The organism is Paenibacillus durus ATCC 35681, assembly GCF_000993825.1.
GTDB lineage: Bacteria > Bacillota > Bacilli > Paenibacillales > Paenibacillaceae > Paenibacillus_AQ > Paenibacillus_AQ durus_B.
Genome location: NZ_CP011114.1, coordinates 2,577,345 through 2,594,749 on the forward strand (window position 1 = coordinate 2,577,345; position 17,405 = coordinate 2,594,749).

Consider the following 17,405-nt stretch of genomic DNA (forward strand, 5'->3'; position numbering starts at 1 on the left):
CCGCTAAGAAACCGTCCAATATTTCCAGCGGGAGAGAGGCTTTATGATTTTAGTATAAATTACACTTCCATGATGATCGGAAGGATCATCGGTCTGCGGCGGGTCTGCTCATAAAGGAATCGGCCAAGCGCATCCTTTACGCTTGTCTTGAGCGAAGCCCACTCATTGACCTTCTCGCTCATCAGACGCTGCAGCGTGCTGGAAACAATCCGGTTCGCTTCGTCAAGCAGCCCTTCCGATTCGCGTACATACACGAAGCCGCGTGAAATAATGTCAGGCCCTGAAACAATTGCCCCATTCTGTTTGCTCAGCGTAACGACGACAACTAGAATACCGTCCTGTGACAGCAGCTTCCGGTCACGCAGGACAATATTGCCTACATCGCCAACACCGAGACCGTCAATCAGAACATTGCCGGACGTAACCTTGCCGGCTTTGCGGGCGGAGCCGCCTTGAATCTCCACCACTTCACCAAGCTCGGTGATGAAGATGTTGTCCGGGTCGACGCCCACGGACTTCGCAAGAAGCGCGTGTCTGCGCTGCATGCGGTACTCGCCATGAATCGGAATGAAGAATTTCGGCTTCATCAGGTTAAGCATCAGCTTCAGTTCTTCCTGGCTGCCGTGACCCGACACGTGTACGCCGGAATTCGAGCCGCTGTAGATCACGTCTGCGCCCAGGCGGAACAGCTCGTCGATCGTACGGCCGATGTATTTCTCGTTGCCGGGTACCGGTGTTGCCGCAATAATAACGGTGTCGCCAGGCAGAATGTCCACCTTACGGTGGCTGGAACGCGCCATGCGCGTCAAAGCCGACATCGGTTCGCCTTGGCTGCCTGTGCAGAGAACGACCACCCGATTGGCAGCCATCCGGTTCATTTCCTCCGGTTCGATCAGCATGCCGTCAGGCATGTGCAGATAGCCGAGTTCAGAAGCGATGGAGACGACGTTAACCATACTGCGTCCGATGACGGTGATTTTGCGGCCGGTCTGTACAGCGGCGTCTACGACCTGTTGAATCCGGTGAACGTTGGATGCGAATGTCGCGACCACAACACGCTGTTCAGCTTTCCGGAAAATATCTTCCAGCACGATCCCGACATTTTTCTCCGAAGGGGTGAATCCCGGCTTCTCGGCGTTGGTGCTGTCGGAAAGAAGCGCGAGTACGCCCCGCTGTCCGATTTCGGCCATCCGGTGCAAGTTCGCGAATTGACCATTGACTGGGGTATGGTCAAACTTGAAGTCGCCCGTATGAACCACGTTGCCTTCCGGAGTCTCGATGCACACGCCGACTGAGTCAGGAATACTGTGGTTCGTTCTGAAGAAAGTAACAACCAGCGAACTTCCCAGCTTGATCTCCGAATCCTCATTGATCAGAATGCGTTTCGTTTCGCCAAGCAAATTCGCTTCCTTCAGCTTGTTCTCAACAAGCCCTAATGTCAGCTTCGTTCCGTAGACCGGAACATTCAAATGCTTAAGGACGTACGGCAGACCTCCGATATGGTCCTCATGACCATGCGTAAGCACAATGCCTTTTACCTTGTCACGATTCTCCGTCAAATAAGAAATATCAGGAATAACGATGTCGATACCGAGCATATCCTCTTCAGGGAACTTCAGTCCCGAGTCAACGACCACAATGTCGCTGCCGTATTGTACCACATACATATTCTTCCCGATTTCTCCCACTCCGCCGAGTGCGAAGATCATCAGTTTATCATTGTTGTTTTTTTTGGACAAATGAATCTAACCCTCCTAATATGTTGGACGTCATATGTTATTTTAATCAAGAACTTCAATTGTTTAGCGGTACTGAACACATTCAATAACGCAGAAATCCTTGTCGATGTGAAGACAAAAGGTCATCAAGGCGCAAAAAAATAAACCTTAATTAAAGCTTCCCTACCGGGGGGAGCATACATTTGCGTTAGCGAGCCTATGCCATAAACCATTTGGCCGCGCCCCATGCGCGAAGCACCTTTGCCGTACAAAGCAGATCCAGGGCTGGAAAAATGTCCCTTTTAAAACAAACAGACCTGCAGCGCCGCACATGACATAAGAGTTACCGCATATTTAATTTTAACCGCACCCAGTCACTTAACCACATTATACATGATATTTTTGCCAAAATAAAGTCGCGGGATCTAGTTACCCGTATTCTTCCCGTAAAAGCGGAGCATTATTTCACTGCGCACAAAAAACTAGAGTAAAGGGCTGAAGAAATTTTCAGCCCCTCCTCATCAAACCGTACGTGAGGTTTTCCCTCATACGGCTTTCCGATGTTCGTCATTCATGGGCATGCAGATCACAAGAGCGTTTTAAGTCCCATCGTTTGAGCTAAGATGTTCACTTCTCGTACTAAACTCATCCACCTGTTGCGCTGGCGTTTCTTGGCATGCCACCGGGCAAGTCGCTGGAGAATGTACCAATCCAGTTTCGCAAGCTTCTGCTGGCTGTAAGGCGTGTAGTAGTAGTTGCGCCACCCCTGTATCTTCGGATTTAGCCATGCCACATGATCGTTAAGCGACTTATGACGCATGGCCGGCGGAGCCAACCGCTCCTTTACTACTTCCCGTATGCGTTCTTCCGCTTTCCGGGTTAGCCACTGCTGGGTCGTATAGTACACCTTCCCTTGCGAGGTCTCTGCCTTTGTCTTTCGGTGGTGCAGCCCCAGGAAGTCGAATCCTTCCTCGCCAGTCCATAGTCCGACAACCCGTGTCTTCGCCCTGTGCAAGGTCAGGTCCAGTCGCTCCATGATCGCTTGAATGAGAGCGTACGCACGGTCCGCTTCCTTCTTCGTCTTGCACACTACGACCAGGTCGTCCGCATACCGGGTAAGCTCTCCAGTCCCGCTGCCGTGACGCTCCCACAGGTTGTCGAAGTAATTCAGGTAGATATTCGCTAGAAGCGGCGAAATGACTCCGCCTTGCGGTGTTCCAAGGTCTGAGCGCCGGACGCTTCCTTCTTCCAGAACCCCAGCCTTCAGCCACTTCCTCACCAGTTTTAGTACACGTCTGTCGCTGATTCGCATTTCTACCAGCTTCATAAGCTTCTCCTGATTGATGTTGTCAAAGTAGCCTTGGATGTCGACGTCGACCACCCAATTACCTTTCCGGTTACAGGCTTTCCGAATGCGTTCCAGCGCCTGCTTGGCGCTCCGCTTCGGTCGAAATCCAAAAGAGGATTCTTGGAAATCCGCTTCAAAGATGGGTTCCATGACCAGCTTCACTGCCATTTGTATGACCCGATCCCGGACAGTGGGGATGCCAAGCGGCCTCATTTTGCCATCCTTCTTCGGGATGTACTGCCGCCGCACTGGCTGAGGATGATACTTGCCGTCTTTCAAAAGCTGCTCACATTCGTGCAGGAATAGCTGCTCGCCGTACATTTCAATGTCCGCCAGCGTCTCTCCGTCCACGCCTGCCGCTCCCTTGTTGACCCGTACTCTCCGCCATGCTTCCCGCAAGATGTCCATCCGGTATACCTTGTCATACAGCGCGTGAAATCTGCGTTTCTTGTTTTCCTTGGCCGCATGACCTAGTTTCATTTGGAGTTGTTGAACGTTTTCCTTTGGTGTTGTTAGCCGTTTGGCATTCACTGACTCGTACCTCCTTGTGAAACCTGAACAAAGCAGGGCTCCTTCCCTCCCGCAGGTTGTGTTGTCCTGCGATTCTTCGGTACTATGAGCCCCTCGGACTCCCTTCCTGCAGACCACTCACTTCACCTGTTGAGCTTATAGAGCGTCTCTTTACGGTGTTTCAAAAAAAAAACTCCGTGCAGGGGAGGGTATCCCCAGTTCACTGCATCCTCTTTCAGACCATGCCGCTCCCCATACGCCGGAGGATTCTTCGCTGTCGCTCCAAGTTCTAGACAGCTTCCGTGGCCTTCGTCCAATGATCCGAGACTCGGCTTCCTCTTGTCCCTCTTGCGAGGCCTTTTTGACGACGCGGCAGGATTCACTTTATGTTACGGCCTGGTATGTTGCTCGCCTTGTCTCTGACAAGTACTTTCGTCGATACGCTTCTACGCACAGATTTCGCCATACGCAGGTATCCTAGCTACACGGGGGCTTGGTCCCTCCCGTGACCGGACTTTCACCGGCTAGAAGATGCGTGCTTATCTGGGCACGCAACCATACAAAAAACCGGCCCTCTTAAGCGAGAACCGGTTCATAAAATATAAATACCAGGGCCCAATTTCTATAGTACCAGCTTTCTGATAAATTCCGCCTCGGCCTCATTCGGCGGGGTCAAAGGAAGACGGACCGAACCCACCTTGATTCCCCGAAGCTCAAGCGCATACTTGACGGCGGACGGGCTCGGCAGCGGCTGCGGACATTCGAACAACCCTTTAAACACCGGAAACAGTTCCCGGTGAAGCTGCCCGGCAAGCTGTACGTTGCCCGAGAAATAAGCGGAGATCATGGCGGTCATTCTTACGCCCTCGATATGGCTTGCCACGCTGATAATCCCGTGTCCTCCGACAGCCATTGCCGGCAATGCCGAAGAATCGTCTCCAGAGTACACGTGAAAATCCTGCGGAGTGCCGGACACAATCAAGGCGACGTGATCAAGGGACGCACATTCTTTGGTCGCGACGATGTTCGGAATTTGCGCCAGACGAATCGTCGTATCCGCGCTCATGCAGATTCCCGTCCGTCCGGGGACGTTATACAGAATGAGCGGGAGCTTGGTCTCGGCAGCAATCGCTGCAAAATGGCGGTAAAGGCCCTCTTGGTTCGGCTTGTTATAATAAGGCACGACCAGAAGGGCGGCGTCGACGCCGATTTTCTCCGCTTTCTGGGTCAATTCGATCGTGTGCTTGGTGTTAAAGGACCCTGTGCCCGCAATGACCTTGCAGCGCCCTGCAGCTTTCTCCAGTACAAAGGAAAACATTTGCAGCTTTTCTTCATCGCTCAGCGTTGGCGACTCGCCCGTTGTCCCGCAGACGACGAGCCCCTCCGACTTCTGTTCTTCAATCAGGTAGTCAACCAGACTCGATACCGCGTCCCAGTCGATCTCCCCCTCCTTGTCAAAAGGAGTTACCATAGCTGTTATTAGTCTTCCAAAATCCACTAAGAATTCCTCCTGTTAACGGTGTAATTCAAACTTGGAATGCAGCGCGCGCAGCGATTGCACCATATCTTCCTTCTTGACCAGCACCCAGATCGTCGTATTGGAATCTGCGGATTGCAGAATTTGAATGTGGTGCTCGCTGAGCGCTTCCACGATACGCGCCATGATCCCCGGAACGCCGTTGATACCGCCACCGATAACGGATACCTTGACGCAGCCCGACAGGCTCTTCGGACGAAGTCCAATTTCCTGAAGCGCCGCGATCGCTTTTTCCGAATGATTATCAAAAACGGTGTATACGGCGCTGGTCGGCGTAACATTAATAAAGTCAACGCTTATGCCGCTATCCGCCATGCTCTTGAATATTTGCAGCTGAACTCCGGTTCCGTTCCCTTCCGGGCAGTCCAAGGAAATCTGCGTAATGTTGCTAACATAGGCGATGCCGGTAACGAAGCGGTCGACAATCCCCGGCTGGGACTCCTGAAAGCCTTCGGGATGCGTGACGAGAGTGCCTTCATTCTCTGAAAAAGTGGAGCGGACGCGGACCGGAATGTGCGCCTGCATAGCAATCTCCACGGCCCGGGGATGTATCACCTTGGCGCCCTGATAAGCCATATTGCAAATCTCGGTATAGCTTACATAGGACAGCGGCTTCGCATCCTCGACGATACGCGGATCGGCGGTCAGAATACCATTGACATCCGTGTAGATATCGACCATTTCCGCACGCAGCGCGGCGCCGAGCGCCGTTGCCGATGTATCGCTTCCCCCGCGTCCTAGCGTGGTAAAATCCCCGTCTTCCGTCTGGCCCTGAAAGCCGGTTACAATGACGACCTTCTGGGCGCGCAGCTCCCGCAAAATCCGTTCCGGACGGACATCGAGAATCCGCGCGTTCCCGTAGCCGTTATCCGTCAGGAAACCGGCTTGGGCTCCGGTAAGCACTGTCGAGGGAATCCCTTCCTTTTCCAGCAGGCTGCACAGTGTGGTCGCGGAAATGATCTCACCGCAGCATAGCAGTAAATCCCTTTCGCGCTGAGGGAGAGCATCGCCATTCTGGGAGACCCAGTCCAGCAGTGTATCGGTCGCATAAGGCTCGCCCTTGCGGCCCATTGCGGACACTACGATGACAAGGCTGTATCCATGCCCCAGCTCCCGTTTCACGTGGCGGATCACATGATCCCTGGCCTGCGGGGTGGAAAGCGAGGTCCCGCCAAACTTCTGTACCAAAATGCCCATTAATAATTCCTCCATTAGTTAACGACAGGCTGCACTATTTCTCAGGATGAATCCCGTAAATCCCAGGACTTCGTCTCTAAATCTAAAGGAATAAACACGATTGTACCGCCCTCATGCGGAGGACGGCAGCGGTTAGTCGATCAATATTCGAAGTCTCGTACTTATCAGCAAGTCGCCCTTCACCCTGCTAATATCTGTTGCTTATGCTGAATGAAACCGTTCGATGATCATCGGCTGCAGCTGGGAGCCATGAAGCGCCGCATAGCAGGCCTCTGGAATCAATTCCATGCGAGCTACCAATGAGTTCGGCTTCTGCTCGGGATTATCCTGTCCGAATGGGACAAAATAAATATTTTTGGTTACCAAAAGTTTCGCAATATTCGCCGCGTTCAGACCGAGTCCGTCATTGGTCGATATGGCCAGAACAATCGGCCGCCCGTTACGCATTTGGCATTTGGCCGCCATCAGCACCGGTCCGTCCGTCATGGCATTAGCCAATTTGCTCGTGGTATTTCCTGTGCAGGGTGCAATCGTGAGTACATCCAGTCTCTTGGATGGACCCAGCGGTTCCGCTTCAACAATTGTAGAAATGATATCATTCCCCGTTATATCTTTCAACTGTTTTAGCCAATTTTCCGATGTGCCGAACCTTGTGTCCGTTCCGAGAACCGAGGCCGATACAATAGGCACGACATTCGCGCCTTCGTCGACAAAACGCTTAATTTGGGGTATCACCTCTGCAAAAGTGCAGTGGGAACCGGTGATTGCATAGCCTACCGTCTTACCGTGCCAGTTCATTATTAATCCCCCTTTGTCAACATCCGCTTCGAAATCGACTGAACAAGCGCGCCTGCCATAATGAGTCCCGCGCTTTTGGGCGCCACGATTCCCGGCAGGCCCGGCGCCAGCAGAGCCTTGATGCCCCGTTTTTCCGCATATCGGAAGTCCACTCCCCCGGGCGCGGAAGCGAGATCGATAATGCAGGTATGCCGGGGCACCTGCGACAGCACTTTGGCGTTTAGAATGAGGCTCGGTATCGTATTAAAAATATAATCAACGTCCGTTACATACTCCTCCAGCCGATCAGTCATAAACGGTTTCCAGCCCATGACCTCCGCCTTGGCAAAATCCTCCTGCTTCCTGACGCCTGCTGTGACTTTAGCGCCGAGTCCCTGAAGGCTTTTGGCCATTGTAAAGCCGGTTCTGCCGATTCCAAGCACCATCGCTTCAGAGCCGTGAATGGTAAAATCCGTATTCTGGATCGCCATGACAAGCGCGCCTTCGGCAGTTGGAATCGAATTGTAGATCGCAACGTCGTCACGTTCAAGCAGCTCTACCAGTTCCCGCCCCCCGAGGGCGCACAGCCGTCTCAAATATTCTTTTGCCATGCCCGTGTAAATGGTACAGTGCTTAGGCAAAGCCTCGATATGCTCCTCCAGCAGCTGCATCGGCTTCGAAGAGTACTTTGCGCTGATATGGCCTTCGTCGTCGCAGCCGACGGTCGGCAGCACCAGAACGTCTGCGCCGCTAAGCAGTTCAGCGTCCATTGTCTCCAGGTTAACCCCGTCACAGGGGGTACTCCATTTATCAAAGCCGGCAACGCTTACCGCCGCATCCATCTCCACACATTTTCGAATCACTTCAATTTGTCTTGCGTCCCCGCCCAGGAACACGATCCTGACGCCAGTCAGCATAGGGATGACGCTCCTTTCAACTTTACACTGTAAGGCCATAGAGCATCTTATGCGGGTAAACGCGGATGGGTGAAAGCCACAAAAAAGAGCCTGTGTTCAGCCGAAACGGCCGTCCCACAAGCTCTACATTCATGAATTCATATAAGTATAAATCTATTTGCCGGTATGGCCGAAGCCTCCCGCCCCCCGCTCGGTATCACTCAGTTCTTCCACTTCCACCATCGTTACGGATGGCACCGCTTGAAAGACCATTTGGGCAATCCGCTCATTCCGGGCGATCGTAAAAGGCTCCTGGCCCAGATTGATGAGCAGCACCTTGATCTCGCCCCGGTAATCGGCGTCGATCGTGCCTGGCGTGTTAAGGCAGGTGATGCCGTGCTTCAGCGCCAGTCCGCTGCGCGGACGAATCTGCGCTTCCAGTCCACCCGGCATGGCGAGCGCGATTCCCGTCGGAACGAGCGCCCGCACCCCGGGCTCAAGCGTCAATTCGCTGCTGACGGCGGCGAAGAGGTCGTAGCCTGAAGCCTGCTCCGACATTTTACGGGGAGGATTCACATCCTCATTGCCCGGAAGCTTTAGAATTTGTACGTAGTAAGACAAGATCATCTCTCCTAACATTGGCAATCGCTTTATCGGAAGACCCGACCATCGCCGCCGCAAGCGGCTCGGCGAACATCCGGTCAAGCACCTTATTTACATCATCCATCGTAACTTTCTGAATCTTGGCAATCATTTCGTCCAGCGTGATGTGCCGGCCAAGCATTAATTCATTCTTCCCAAGCCGGTTCATCCGGCTGCTAGTGCTCTCCAGGCTTAGGATCAGACTGCCCTTGAGCTGTTCCTTGCCCTTGCGGATCTCTTCTTCGTCCATTCCCTTGACGGCAAGCTCATACAGCATTTCTTTGGTCAGTTCCATAACGTCTTTGGTCTGCTTAGGAGCCGTTCCGGCGTACACGGTAAAGAGGCCGCTGTCGGCTTGGGAACTATGATAAGAATATACCGAGTAGGCCAACCCGCGCTTCTCGCGGATTTCCTGGAACAGCCGGGAGCTCATGCCGCCGCCGACGGCGTTATTGATCAGCACCATCGCATACTGCAGCGGATCATCGTTGGCACAGCCGGGCAGTGACAGGCAAATGTGGTTCTGTTCCGTTTTTTTACGGCGGAACAATAAATCCCCGTGGAAATCCGGCGGGGTCAGCCGTTCTTGTATTCCGTGATTGTTAAACGTGCCGAAATACCTTTCCAGCAGTTCGCCCACACTGTCGTCAAAATTACCGGCAATGCTGATCACCGTATTCTCGATGGTATACTGCTTCTGCATATAAGCCCGAAGATCATCCGGCGTCATGGCCTCCAGCCGTTCCTTGAGTCCAAGAATAGAGTAAGCAAGCGGATGGCTGCCGTAGGCGGCCATTGACATCAGATCATGCACAAGATCGTCCGGCGTATCTTCGTACATGGAAATTTCCTCAAGGATAACGTTCTTTTCTTTCGCCAATTCCTCCGCATCCATCTGCGAACGGAAGAACATGTCGGCCAGCACATCAACGGCGACGGGCAGATGCTCATCCAGCACTTTGGCGTAATAGCAAGTGTATTCCTTAGAGGTAAAAGCATTGACATTTCCGCCGATGGAATCGAACCGCTCCGCGATCGCCTTTGCGTCGAACCGGTCCGTACCTTTGAACAGCATATGTTCGATAAAATGGGAAATTCCGTTGTTTTCCGGCGTTTCGTTCCTGGAGCCCGTCTTTACCCAGATTCCAAAGGAAACGGAGCGACCGGTCGGGATTTTCTCCATGACTACTCGTAATCCGTTTGATAATACCATTTTTTCCACGTAAAAAGTCCTCCTGCCGTAGCCCTTCGTTCGCCTTACCATTTAGCCGGGCGCCTTATATCCTACCAGAAACGGCGGATTCACTCAACACTGCCTGGCAGCACCCGCTCCGGCGACAGCGTCTGGCTGACCGTTCCGAGCATCAGCTTCTTGGCTTTGATGCCGCGGATCATCCCGCGCAGCGCCTGCGATGACGAAGAGGTGGGATGCATCAGCACGAGCGTGCCTGGCTCCGCATTCGCGGTAATTTTGGCGACTACCGATTCCGGCGAAGGGTGGCGCCAATCCACTGTATCGACCGTCCACAGTACCGTCTTCAGCCCCAGCTCGCGGGCAATCTCCACGGTCTCCTCGTCGAAGTCGCCCGATGGGGGAGCGAACCAGCGGTTATCGACTCCAAGGCTCGATTTCAGCAGCTTCTTGGTCTTGTCGATTTCCAATACCGCGCGCACCCGGCTGAGTGTGCTCATATTAGGATGCGAGTAGGCGTGATTCTCAAGCTCATGCCCGCGCTTTTGAATCTCCATGGCAAGCTCGCGGTTCTTGCTCAGCCAGCTGCCGTCCAGAAAAAACGTCGCCTTGACATGCTCCTCATCCAATATGTTCAGCATAGGCACAATATACTCATTTCCCCAAGCGACGTTAATCATTAGCGATACCATCGGCTTGGCGGGATTCCCCCGGTAGATCGGCTGCACCCCGAGATCATCCAGCGAGACAGCAGGCGCGGTCTGCCTGTAGACGTATTTGATCGCTCCACCCTGAGGAAGCAGCAGAGCTTCTCTGTAAGTCGCATCCACATCAACACTCAGTCCGTTATAGCCGGGAATGGCTTTCCACACCCGATCCACTCTTGCGTCCACCGGCGGGCTGTTAACCTGCGCGGCTTTGGCTTCAATCTCGCTGCGCAGGTCGCTTTTCTTATCGCCGAACTGCTTCAGCACAGCCAGTCCGCCGGAGGAGCGAAGCTGCCCCAGCATGCTTTTTACCGGCTGAAAGCTGCTGCCGATTCCGATCACTATGGCCATGCAAGCCAGCACTACGGCCGCTTTTTCCAGTCTCATTGCGACTTCCTCCCGTACGGTTCGCCGTCATTCAAATTCGCTTAACGTGCACCTTCCGCCTATTCCATAGGCTCGGCAGACGCTGTACAGCGCTCTGTCCCAGCTTATGAGACAAGATGGCGTAATATACCTTCAAGCGGCTGAAGACGGACTGAACGGCGCGTCAGAACGCGGTAGGATCACGTATGAGACTCTGTAAGCACATGAGCTGCACTAAATGGAACCGCAACTCAAAAAAGAGCCAGAATGTAAGCTTCTGCCTCTTTTCGTCCAACCAATCGAATACATGTAAACAAGCGTTGCTTCACTTCTTCGTCAAACCAAGACTGTTAAGCCTTGGCTTCTGCGGTCAGCACTGCCTTGCGCGACAGATTCACGCGACCCTGCTGGTCGATTTCGGTCACTTTTACAGTGACGGTATCGCCGATGGCAACCACGTCTTCCACCTTGCCTACGCGCTCCGTGGACAGCTGTGAGATATGCACCAGACCGTCTTTACCCGGCAGAATTTCTACAAAAGCGCCGAATTTCTCAATCCGCTTGACGGTGCCGACATAAATTTCGCCGACTTCGACCTCGCGTACAATGCCTTCGATGATAGAACGCGCTTTTTGGTTCATCTCTTCATTCGAGGATGCGATGAACACGCGGCCGTCCTGCTCGATGTCGATTTTCACGCCGGTTTCTTCGATGATTTTGTTGATGATTTTGCCGCCTGCGCCGATAACGTCACGGATTTTGTCCGGATTAATCTGCAGGATGATAATTTTAGGTGCGTATTGGGAAAGGCTCTCTCTTGGTTTGGAGATAGCTTCCATCATTTTGCTCAAAATAAACATCCGGCCTTCTTTAGCCTGCTCAAGAGCTTCTTGAAGGATTTTGCGGTCGATGCCGTCGATCTTGATGTCCATCTGAATCGCGGTTACGCCTTCCGCCGTACCTGCCACTTTGAAGTCCATATCGCCGAGATGATCTTCCATCCCTTGGATATCGGTCAAGATGGAGACATGCTCGCCGTCTTTAATCAGACCCATCGCCACGCCCGCAACCGGCGCTTTGATCGGAACGCCCGCATCCATCATCGCCAGGGTGCTTGCGCAAATACTTGCCTGGGAAGTCGAACCGTTCGATTCCAGCACCTCGGATACGAGGCGGATCGTGTACGGGAATTCGGTTTCGTTCGGAATAACCTTGGACAAGGCGCGTTCGCCCAGTGCTCCATGACCGATTTCACGCCGACCCGGCGCTCTCAGCGGACGGGCTTCCCCTACGCTGAACGGCGGGAAATTATAGTGATGCATGAACCGCTTCGTTTCGGTTAAGTCGATACCGTCGAGAATTTGCACATCTCCAAGCGCGCCAAGTGTGCATACGCTGAGCGCCTGCGTCTGGCCGCGGGTGAACAGCCCCGAACCATGCGTGCGCGGCAGCAGCGACGTATCGCATTCGATCGGACGAATCTCGTCTAGCTTCCGGCCGTCCGGACGCACTTTATCATGAGTGATCAGACGTCTGACTTCTTCCTTGACGATATCATGCAGCACTTCCTTCACATCGCCAATCAGCTCAGGCGTTTCGATATATTTCTCCGTGAAATATTCCACTGTCTCATTGTTGACCGCGTCGATCGCATCTTGACGGGCATGCTTCTCGGCAATCTTAACCGCCTCCACCAGCCGCTCCTGAGCGTATGCGCGAACCTCAGCGTTCACTTCGGCGTTTACGGCGTGCAGCTTCACGGTCATTTTTTCCTTGCCGGCAATCTGTACCAACTCTTCGATCTTCGCAACAATGCTGCGGATTTCTTCATGTCCGAACATGATCGCTTCGAGCATGATTTCTTCCGGCACTTCATTCGCTTCCGCTTCAACCATCATGATGGCGTCTTTCGTTCCGGCCACCACCAGAAAAATGTCGCTTACTTCCTGCTGGGCGATTGTCGGGTTGACAATAAACTGCCCGTCAATGCGTCCCACCACTACACCGCCGATTGGGCCGCTGAACGGCACATCGGAAATGCTCAGCGCCGCCGACGTTCCGATCATAGCCGCGATTTCCGGCGAGCAGTCCTGATCGACGCTCATTACCAGATTCAGCACCTGTACGTCGTTACGGAAGCCTTCGGGGAACAGCGGACGAATCGGGCGGTCCGTCAGGCGGCTGGACAGAATCGCTTTTTCGCTCGGTCTGCCTTCCCGCTTAATAAAGCCTCCCGGAATTTTGCCGACCGCGTACAAGCGTTCTTCATAGTTTACCGTCAGCGGAAAAAAATCCAAGTCCTTCGGTTCGCTTGAAGCCGTTACCGTACACAGCACCGACGTATCACCGTAACGGACCATAACAGCAGCGTTGGCCTGCTTGGCAAGCCGCCCCGTTTCCAGCACCAGGGTTCTGCCCCCGAGCTGCATTTCTACACGTTTTTCCATAAAGTCCCTCCTTGGATGACAGCAGACCCGCTCAACTTTGTGGGCAGGTTCATCTGAACGTTGTCAAAATTAAAACGCCGTATCCCTATAATAAGGCTTACGCACGTTCTCTATGCAATACAAGCAAAAACGGCTTGGCCTTTTTTTGAAAAAGGAGCCGTTTTTGACGTTCATATATTCTGGCAGTTGCCAAAATTTACCCAAATTTTCAAAAAGCAACCCAGCTGTTCCGCTGACGCTTCTCGGAAGCACATACGGTAAACAACCAGGCTGCTTTAAGGGTAAACATATGGGTTATTAACGACGCAATCCCAGTTTCTCGATCAATGCGCTGTAACGCTGCACGTCTTTGTTCTTCAAATACGCGAGCAGTTTACGGCGTTGACCTACCATCTTCAGCAATCCGCGGCGGGAATGATGATCCTTCTTGTGCGTACGCAAGTGGTCGGTCAGATTAACGATATTCTCCGTGAGGATAGCAATTTGCACCTCTGGAGATCCGGTATCGGATTCATGAGTCTTGTGCTCGTCGATCAGTTGATGCTTACGTTCTTGAGTCAATGCCATCCTGTTCACCTCCTTCAATATAATCGCCAATGGCCTCGTCACCGTCGGTGACACTCGAATGACCAAGCCAAGGTTATGGATGCCAGCAATCTAGCAACGTTAACCAGTATAGCACTATATAATGCAAAAGTAAACGTTACTTATGGAAAGTCACCAGCAGAAAGATAAGGGCAATAAAATTACGAATTCAGCAGAATTCTCTCTGCTGTCTTCGCATCTTCGCGAATTTGCGAAATAAGCGATTCGACCGAATCGAATCTGCGCTCCGGCCGGATGAAGGCGACGAGGTCTACCCTCATCTCCTGTCCATACAAATCTCCGGCAAAATCCAGCAAATGGACCTCAAAACTCGGCGCGGTAACTCCTTCGTGAAAGGTCGGCTTCACGCCGACATTCATGACTCCCGGCAGGGTCTTTCCATCATGAACGGCACGAACGGCGTATACGCCTTTCGCGGGAATAACATACCGGTCCTCAAGCTCCAGATTCGCGGTTGGAAATCCAATGGTGCGCCCGCGTTTTTCGCCATGCGAGACCGTTCCCCGCAGATGGTAGCAGCGGCCGAACCAGGAGTTGGCCAGCTCCATATCGCCGGTCTGAAGGCCTTTGCGGATACCGGAACTGCTTACCTTGACACCATCCAGCAAAAAAGGCGGCACGGTTTCCACCTTCATGGAGCCGCCTCCAAGCCGCCGCAGCATTTCAGCATCGCCTTCCCCCATGTATCCAAAGCGGAAGTCGAAACCGACAATCGCCGTAGTGATTCGCAGAGGCAGCAGCATGACGGACACAAAATCCTCCGGACTCACCCGGGAGAGCTGTTCGTTGAATTCGATGACGTAGAGAATATCCACGCCCATTTCGGCAAGCAGCTCCTGCTTGTCCCGGGGCGGCGTCAAATATCCATCGTAATCGCCTTTACCCATAACATCTTTCGGATGAGGGTAGAATGTTATGACAGCCGCAGGCACTTCTTCTCTGCGAGCCAAGGCTACGGCAGAGGAGATTACACTGGCATGCCCGCGGTGCAGTCCATCGAATTGCCCCAGGGCGGCAATCTGAGGCTGTGCCCATTCCGCTGCCGCCTGAGGCTGCATCGGATAGGTTAACGTTACGGTTCTCACGCTGTTTCTCACCTGCACTTCACTTAATTAAGCTTGTACTCTTATATTCAAAAATAACATGCGGCAATAATTGCCGCCAGGCAATCCAGCGCCCGGCTGTCAGCCTTGAGCAAATACTTTCACAGGAGCGATCGAACCGGTGTCCTCACGCTTGTAAATGCCAAGAAAACCGCCTTGAAGGTCGTAAAGACGAATGGGACCATCCACTAGAACTTCAGGCGCCACGAACCGGGCGGCCAGCCGCTGGCCCTGAAGGGCAGCCGTCTTCTTCTCATCCGCCACCTTATGCACTGGCAGATGATAAATCGCCTCATCGGCAGGGATCAGAAACTCCGGAAGGCTTCCGTCCGCCTTGCGCTCGGCGATTTCCTCAAGGGAAAGGCACCGATCCGCCCGAATGCCCGCCGACATTGTACGCTCCAGCTTAACCATCACGCCAGGCAGCGACAATGCGCGCCCGATATCGACGCAGAGCGTGCGGATATAAGTGCCTTTGGAGCATAAGACCCTGAAGGTGATATCCGGGAACTTGCCGTTCCAGACCATCTCCAGCATCTCGATCTCGTAAATCTCAACCTCACGGCTTTTGCGTTCCACGGTCTTACCCTCGCGGGCCAGTTCATAAAGACGTTTGCCGCCTACTTTAACGGCAGAATACATGGGTGGCGTCTGGGAAATAACTCCCCGGAACGAATCCAGCGTCCGCTTTACCTCTTCCTCGGTTACCCTAATGTCATCCGCCGTTTCCGTCACGGTGCCGGTTAAGTCTTCCGTGTCGCTGGACATGCCAAGCCGCAGTGTGGCGATATATTCTTTGGGAAGCTCTTGAATGTACTCTACGATTCGCGTGGCCCGTCCGAGGCAAAGCGGCAGAACGCCCGTAACCTGGGGGTCCAGTGTGCCCGCGTGCCCGATTCTTTTCATCCCAAGCATGCGCCGCGTCTTGGCCACAACGTCATGCGAGGTAAAGCCGGCCGGCTTGTACACAGCCAGAACGCCTTCAAGCTCACTCATAGCACCCGGTTGACCTCCTTAAGCACAAGCGCAACCGCTTGTTCCAGAGGCACATCCAACTTGGCTCCGGCTGCACGGGTGTGCCCTCCGCCGCCAAAAATTTGTGCCAAAGCAGCTACATCCACCTTGCCGGCGGAACGGAAGCTGACCTTAACCGACTGGTCGTCAATGACCTTGAACAGCATGCCGACCTCAACGCCCTGGATATTGCGGGGATAATTGACGATCCCCTCCAAATCCTCATTGGCCGCGCCGCAGTCAATCATATCCTGAGGCGTAACATATACCCAAGCAATGTCGCCCTTAGGTGATAATTGCAGCGTGTTTAGCGCCTTGCTAAGTACTTTCACTTGAGGGAGAGTCATTTCTTCAAGCAGTGTTTCCGCAAGTTCCGGTCCATTTACTCCAAACGACAACAGCTCAGAGGAAGCTTCCATTACTTTGGGAGAAGTATTGGCATAACGGAAACCGCCCGTATCGGTTAAAAGGCCGGTATAAATAGCTGTCGCAATATCGGTATCCCATGTGATGTTAAACTCTTTCAGCAAATCAAATAAAATTTCAGCCGTTGCTGCGGCATCTGGTTTAATCAGTTGAACCGCGCCGTAGCCGTTATTCGTCGGATGATGATCAATGTTCACAATAGCAGCATTCGGTTCAAAAAATCTCTGTGTCTGGCCGACACGCTGAAAGTCGGCGCAGTCGACACAAATGATATTGCTGAACATACGTTCCGGAGGATTTACCGACATATCGGCAATTCCCTCTGCCCTCCACAGGTATTTCATTCGGGTCGGGATCGGCCCTTCGTTAAGCATCGTGTATTTCTTACCCAGACATGAGAGAAGCCAGCCCACCGCTAGGGTGGAGCTGACTGCATCTCCGTCCGGCTGAATATGCGACACTACAAGATAATCGTCGTGGTCCAGCAGAAACTGACGTGTCTGCCGGAGACTTTGTTCATAGCTTTGCATTCGCCGTCTCCTTTGGTTATTCCTGGCTCTCGTCCTGCTTGCCGATTTCGCCAAGCAGCTTCTCGATCCGGCTGCCGTAGGCGACGGATTCGTCGAACTTGAAGATCAGTTCCGGTGTATGCCGAAGGCGTATCGCCTTGCCAAGCTCGGAGCGCAGAAAGCCGTTGGCCTTCTCAATCGCCTTAAGCGAAGCATTCTTCTGCTCATCGTCTCCGAATACGCTGAGGTAAACCTTGGCCTGGGAAAGGTCGCTCGTAACATCAACGCCGGTAACGGTGACAAAGCCAACCCGCGGGTCTTTAAGCTCACCTTGAATCAGACGGCTGAGTTCTTTCTTGATCTGTTCGCCTACGCGTCCGGCTCTTATTTTAGACATATTCATTCACCTC

General features: G+C 53.1%; 15 protein-coding genes. All 15 read right to left on the minus strand.

Annotated elements, in window-relative coordinates; genetic code table 11:
• Nucleotides 1–59: 59 nt before the first annotated feature.
• Nucleotides 60–1,739, minus strand: coding sequence for a ribonuclease J (locus VK70_RS11765; RefSeq protein ID WP_025694774.1), 1,680 nt, complete (start codon nucleotides 1,737–1,739; stop codon nucleotides 60–62).
• A 565-nt stretch (nucleotides 1,740–2,304) separates the two neighbouring features.
• On the minus strand, nucleotides 2,305–3,597 hold the full coding sequence (gene ltrA, locus VK70_RS11770; protein ID WP_046723202.1) for a group II intron reverse transcriptase/maturase: 1,293 nt from the start codon (nucleotides 3,595–3,597) through the stop codon (nucleotides 2,305–2,307).
• Nucleotides 3,598–4,198: 601 nt separating this feature from the next.
• Entirely contained in the window at nucleotides 4,199–5,074 is an 876-nt protein-coding gene (gene dapA, locus VK70_RS11775; RefSeq protein WP_025697555.1) for a 4-hydroxy-tetrahydrodipicolinate synthase, read from the minus strand.
• 15 nt (nucleotides 5,075–5,089) lie between these two features.
• Nucleotides 5,090–6,310 (minus strand): aspartate kinase, encoded by a 1,221-nt coding sequence (dapG, locus tag VK70_RS11780; protein WP_025697557.1) that lies wholly within the window; start codon nucleotides 6,308–6,310, stop codon nucleotides 5,090–5,092.
• A 201-nt stretch (nucleotides 6,311–6,511) separates the two neighbouring features.
• Nucleotides 6,512–7,108, minus strand: coding sequence for a dipicolinate synthase subunit B (locus tag VK70_RS11785; protein WP_025697559.1), 597 nt, complete (start codon nucleotides 7,106–7,108; stop codon nucleotides 6,512–6,514).
• 2 nt (nucleotides 7,109–7,110) lie between these two features.
• Nucleotides 7,111–8,004 (minus strand): dipicolinate synthase subunit DpsA, encoded by an 894-nt coding sequence (gene dpsA / locus VK70_RS11790; RefSeq protein ID WP_025697561.1) that lies wholly within the window; start codon nucleotides 8,002–8,004, stop codon nucleotides 7,111–7,113.
• 153 nt (nucleotides 8,005–8,157) lie between these two features.
• Nucleotides 8,158–8,604: a dUTP diphosphatase gene (gene dut, locus VK70_RS11795; RefSeq protein WP_025697564.1), complete on the minus strand. Its 447-nt coding sequence runs from the start codon at nucleotides 8,602–8,604 to the stop codon at nucleotides 8,158–8,160.
• The gene (locus VK70_RS11800; protein WP_046723316.1) at nucleotides 8,564–9,847 is read right to left on the minus strand and encodes a M16 family metallopeptidase; all 1,284 of its coding nucleotides are present in this window, start codon (nucleotides 9,845–9,847) and stop codon (nucleotides 8,564–8,566) included. Before VK70_RS11800 ends, dut begins: the two co-directional genes overlap by 41 nt.
• Nucleotides 9,848–9,927: 80 nt before the next feature.
• Nucleotides 9,928–10,911, minus strand: coding sequence for a polysaccharide deacetylase family protein (locus VK70_RS11805; protein WP_025700629.1), 984 nt, complete (start codon nucleotides 10,909–10,911; stop codon nucleotides 9,928–9,930).
• Between the two features lie 329 nt (nucleotides 10,912–11,240).
• Nucleotides 11,241–13,337 carry a polyribonucleotide nucleotidyltransferase gene (gene pnp / locus VK70_RS11810; protein ID WP_036643220.1) on the minus strand — a complete coding sequence of 699 codons (2,097 nt, stop codon included), beginning with the start codon at nucleotides 13,335–13,337 and terminating at the stop codon, nucleotides 11,241–11,243.
• Between the two features lie 297 nt (nucleotides 13,338–13,634).
• The gene (gene rpsO, locus VK70_RS11815; RefSeq protein ID WP_025690244.1) at nucleotides 13,635–13,904 is read right to left on the minus strand and encodes a 30S ribosomal protein S15; all 270 of its coding nucleotides are present in this window, start codon (nucleotides 13,902–13,904) and stop codon (nucleotides 13,635–13,637) included.
• 179 nt (nucleotides 13,905–14,083) lie between these two features.
• A complete protein-coding gene (locus tag VK70_RS11820) occupies nucleotides 14,084–15,028 on the minus strand; it encodes a bifunctional riboflavin kinase/FAD synthetase (protein ID WP_046723318.1) in 945 nt (314 codons plus the stop codon).
• A gap of 99 nt (nucleotides 15,029–15,127) precedes the next feature.
• On the minus strand, nucleotides 15,128–16,042 hold the full coding sequence (gene truB / locus VK70_RS11825; RefSeq protein WP_025695532.1) for a tRNA pseudouridine(55) synthase TruB: 915 nt from the start codon (nucleotides 16,040–16,042) through the stop codon (nucleotides 15,128–15,130).
• Entirely contained in the window at nucleotides 16,039–17,016 is a 978-nt protein-coding gene (locus tag VK70_RS11830) for a DHH family phosphoesterase (RefSeq protein ID WP_025695533.1), read from the minus strand. Before VK70_RS11830 ends, truB begins: the two co-directional genes overlap by 4 nt.
• Before the next feature lie 16 nt (nucleotides 17,017–17,032).
• Nucleotides 17,033–17,392, minus strand: coding sequence for a 30S ribosome-binding factor RbfA (rbfA, locus tag VK70_RS11835; RefSeq protein ID WP_025695534.1), 360 nt, complete (start codon nucleotides 17,390–17,392; stop codon nucleotides 17,033–17,035).
• Nucleotides 17,393–17,405: the final 13 nt, after the last annotated feature.

Coding starts and splice junctions, on each gene's coding strand:
- pnp (WP_036643220.1), bottom strand. CDS start 13,337: ATGGAAAAACGTGTAGAAATGCAGCTCGGGGGCAGAACCCTGGTGCTG.
- rpsO (WP_025690244.1), bottom strand. CDS start 13,904: ATGGCATTGACTCAAGAACGTAAGCATCAACTGATCGACGAGCACAAG.
- dpsA (WP_025697561.1), bottom strand. CDS start 8,004: ATGCTGACTGGCGTCAGGATCGTGTTCCTGGGCGGGGACGCAAGACAA.
- VK70_RS11785 (WP_025697559.1), bottom strand. CDS start 7,108: ATGAACTGGCACGGTAAGACGGTAGGCTATGCAATCACCGGTTCCCAC.
- VK70_RS11805 (WP_025700629.1), bottom strand. CDS start 10,911: ATGAGACTGGAAAAAGCGGCCGTAGTGCTGGCTTGCATGGCCATAGTG.
- dapG (WP_025697557.1), bottom strand. CDS start 6,310: ATGGGCATTTTGGTACAGAAGTTTGGCGGGACCTCGCTTTCCACCCCG.
- truB (WP_025695532.1), bottom strand. CDS start 16,042: ATGAGTGAGCTTGAAGGCGTTCTGGCTGTGTACAAGCCGGCCGGCTTT.
- rbfA (WP_025695534.1), bottom strand. CDS start 17,392: ATGTCTAAAATAAGAGCCGGACGCGTAGGCGAACAGATCAAGAAAGAA.
- VK70_RS11830 (WP_025695533.1), bottom strand. CDS start 17,016: ATGCAAAGCTATGAACAAAGTCTCCGGCAGACACGTCAGTTTCTGCTG.